Annotated in this window: 3 protein-coding genes; all 3 read right to left on the bottom strand. The window is 52.6% G+C overall.

Annotated elements, in window-relative coordinates; all coding sequences use genetic code 11:
* Positions 1-230: 230 nt before the first annotated feature.
* Positions 231-782 (bottom strand): flavodoxin family protein, encoded by a 552-nt coding sequence (locus RSA72_RS14315; RefSeq protein WP_332624294.1) that lies wholly within the window; start codon positions 780-782, stop codon positions 231-233.
* A gap of 40 nt (positions 783-822) precedes the next feature.
* Complete coding sequence (pgeF, locus tag RSA72_RS14320) at positions 823-1,563, bottom strand: peptidoglycan editing factor PgeF (protein WP_332624293.1); 741 nt, start codon at positions 1,561-1,563, stop codon at positions 823-825.
* A gap of 120 nt (positions 1,564-1,683) precedes the next feature.
* A partial coding sequence (gene rluD, locus RSA72_RS14325; RefSeq protein ID WP_332633417.1) for a 23S rRNA pseudouridine(1911/1915/1917) synthase RluD occupies positions 1,684-2,655 on the bottom strand: 972 nt, incomplete at its 5' end.

Consider the following 2,655-nt stretch of genomic DNA (forward strand, 5'->3'; position numbering starts at 1 on the left):
CATATATGGCGCAAGAGAAGGAACTTTCAATATTAATTTCACTGCCAATTAATGAGCATTTTCTGATTTATGAAAGAGATCTAGTAATAAATGCAGTTAAAAATACTGCAGGAAAATGCCTAAAAATATAAATCCGCCGGCAAGCGCCAATAAAAAAGCCGGAAGAATAAAAAACCCTTCCAGCTTCGCGCCTGACGGCAACTATTTTTCAGCCTGACGGCATCTACAATTTATTTAAATTTATTCAGCAATAAACCCAAGTATTCGCCAAACCAAAGCGCTGTGTTCAAGTCGCCTTCAGGCGGGGTAATTTCTACCGGCGCATTGTCCGACTGCGTCATCAGGCCCAGAAAGCTTGACATGCGGTTCAGGTCTTGCCCGCTGCGCCCCGTCGGCATCATCGGCAGGCCCGCCCACAGCATGCCGTGCTGCATGGCAAATAAATTGATCTGCTGCAGCACCGCCAGCTTATCGCCGCTCAAGCCGCCGCCGTTGGTGAAGCCAGCAGCTACTTTGCCCTGCCATGCCCGCGCCAGCCAGCGCTTGGAAGACTGCTCCATAAACAGCTTCAGGCCAGAAGTAAGGTTGCCCATATAGGTTGGGCAGCCGAATACAATGGCATCTGACTGATCCAGAATATCCCAATCTATCTGTTCAATATTCATGCTGTGCACTTGAACACCGGCCTGCTGCGCGCCCTGAGCAATAAAGGAGGCGACCTTTGCCGTATGTCCGTATGGGCTGTGATAAACAATTGCGATAGATTTTTCGGATAAAGACATAACAGTTAAAAGTCTATAGATTCAGTCAAGTTTAGCATTTTCAGGCCATAAAGACGAATGTCGCCATGCGGCCGGTTTTTGCAGCGCGCCGGTAGGAGAAATACTCCTCCGGCTGCCGGTAAGAGCATTGATCTCCGCCAAGCACCGTTTGCACGCCCTGCAGCTGCAGAATATAGCGGGCAATCGCATACAGGTCTGCATAAAACTTGCCCTCCCTGACGCCGGCCTTAAATTCGCTGTCCAGTTCAGGGTATTTTGCACAGAATTCCTGCTTCACTTCCGCGCCTATTTCAAAGCTGTCCTGGCAGATGGCGGCGCCCAGCCATGCCCAAGCCGGCGGATGCTGCATGGAGGCAACGGTAGTTTCAATAATGCCGTGCGCCAAGCCGCGCCAGCCGGCATGCAGATTGGCGACTTCGGTGCCTTCCGCATTGCCCAAAACCACAGGCAGGCAGTCCGCCGTCATCATCATCAAGGCATGGCCTGCGGTTTGCGTTACTAAGCCGTCGCCCTCCAGCGCCTCAAAAGGCATTTCCGCATTAATGGTGCGGCAAATGGTGCTGTGGGTCTGGGTCATCCATGTGAGCTTATTCACTCCATAGGCGGAAAATTCTTCCAGCAGCGCCATGCGGTGGCGCTGCACGCGCTGCGGGTCATCATTGACATGCAAAGCCAGATTGAAGCCGGCCAGTTCAGGTGTTTGAGACGGCAGCGCTTTTTCATGATGCACCCGGGTCTGGCCTGCAAATACGCCTTTCGGCAGACCTTGAACAAATTGCATGTCATCTTCCTTTATAAGCTTGATGGGCTTAACCTAAGGACTGCTAACAATTCCGCTCTGTTTGCAGCGATGCAAACCATTGATTGATGAAATGTCAACAGCCCCTAACCAGCGCGCAAATCAATAGGCTTTATTTTCAGTGCGCAGCACGTCTACCAGATGGGTTAAGTCTTCAGGCCACGGCGCTTCAAACATCATGTCTTCACCTGAACGCGGATGCACAAGGCCCAGTTTGGCCGCATGCAGCGCCTGGCGCTTAAAGCCGCGCAGCGTATCCGCAAGCAGCTGCGACGCCCCTGCCGGCACGCGCACGCGGTTCATATACACCGGGTCGCCGACCAGGCCGTGGCCGATATAGCTGAAATGCACGCGGATCTGATGGGTACGCCCGGTTTCCAGGCGCGCCTGAATGCGGGTGAAATGCTGAAAGCGCTCTTTCACATTATAGTGCGTCACGGCCTCTTTGCCGCCCGGCAAAATCGCCATTTTAATGCGGTCTACAGGATGGCGCCTAATCGGCTGGTCAATGGTGCCGCCGGCAATGATCGCGCCGTAGGCGATCAGGTCATACACCCGGTAAACCGTTTTTTTCGCCAGCTGCTTGCTGAGCGAGAACTGCGCTTCCAGATTTTTAGCCACAACCAGCAGGCCGGAAGTGTCTTTGTCAATACGGTGCACCAAACCCGCGCGGGACAGCTCGGCAGACCTAGGATAATGATGCAGGATGGCGTTCACCAAAGTTCCAGTCACATTGCCGGCGCCCGGATGCACCACCATGCCGACCGGCTTATTGATGACTATAATATCGTCATCTTCATACACAATATCTAAAGGAATATCTTCAGGCAGGCTTCTGGTTTGCGCTTCCAGCTCGACTTCCAGCGTCAGCAGCTCATCGCCCTCAGATTTATACTTCGGCTTTACGCTGTTACCATTGACCAACAAATGGCCTTCCTTCAGCCACTGCTTGAGTTTTTCCCGTGAAAAGTCGGGCCAGACAATGGCTGCGACCTGGTCGATGCGCTGCCCTAAAAAGCTTTCATCCAGTTGAAATTGCAACGATAAACGTGTTGCAGTTGCGTCTGAAGTATG

The sequence above is a fragment of the Acinetobacter sp. genome (assembly GCF_036659555.1).
In the GTDB taxonomy this organism is placed as follows: Bacteria; Pseudomonadota; Gammaproteobacteria; order Pseudomonadales; family Moraxellaceae; genus Acinetobacter.

Coding starts and splice junctions, on each gene's coding strand:
- pgeF (WP_332624293.1), bottom strand. CDS start 1,563: ATGCAATTTGTTCAAGGTCTGCCGAAAGGCGTATTTGCAGGCCAGACC.
- RSA72_RS14315 (WP_332624294.1), bottom strand. CDS start 782: ATGTCTTTATCCGAAAAATCTATCGCAATTGTTTATCACAGCCCATAC.